The 579-nt window shown below is 44.9% G+C and carries 1 protein-coding gene and 1 pseudogene; both read right to left on the bottom strand.

The window, feature by feature from the left end; genetic code table 11:
* Positions 1–251: shikimate kinase (locus tag ACFRAK_RS29630; RefSeq protein ID WP_394573282.1), on the bottom strand; the 251-nt coding region annotated here is incomplete at its 3' end.
* A 120-nt stretch (positions 252–371) separates the two neighbouring features.
* A pseudogene (locus ACFRAK_RS29625) lies at positions 372–579 on the bottom strand (penicillin-binding protein); the annotation flags it as partial.

The following is a 579-nucleotide window of genomic DNA, read 5'->3' as shown; positions in this document are numbered from 1 at the left end:
CTGCCACCTGTCGCAATGACGCAATGGCTTAACTGCACTCCGGACACCAATCCTTCTTCAATGCACATAAAATACTCCATGCCCTCTTGATCCATAACCTCTTGCAGCGTCCGGCCTTCATGTTGTTGAATAACGATATCGGTATCCACGAAATCCATCCCTAATGCTGTAGCAAGCTTTACGCCTAATGTACTCTTGCCGGCTCCGGACATACCGATTAACACGATGTTCCATACATTCGTGGATTCCAATATCATCATCTCCTACACCATGTCACTGATCCAGTTAAGCTATGCGCACCCATTAAGAATGATGAGCATGAACATGCATAAAAGGATTTTTTCAAATCCTCCTACAGCCGCGCCGCACTCTTACTCTCCTTTAGCGATCACATCATCGATTTTGGCAGCGATCATGCCTGCCCCTCGATCTATATTACCTATAATATGCACATGGATATTACTGTCGGGGTACACAGAAGACTGCATAATGACGCCAGGGTCACTACCCATAACAAAATATTTAAAAACGCCATGATCTTGCTTGAGTATCCAGACACCATAACCATAATACGTGTCC

The sequence above is a fragment of the Peribacillus sp. NPDC056705 genome, assembly GCF_043656335.1.
Note: the sequence above shows the minus strand (reverse complement) of the source record. Positions and strands in the feature narration are given on the sequence as shown.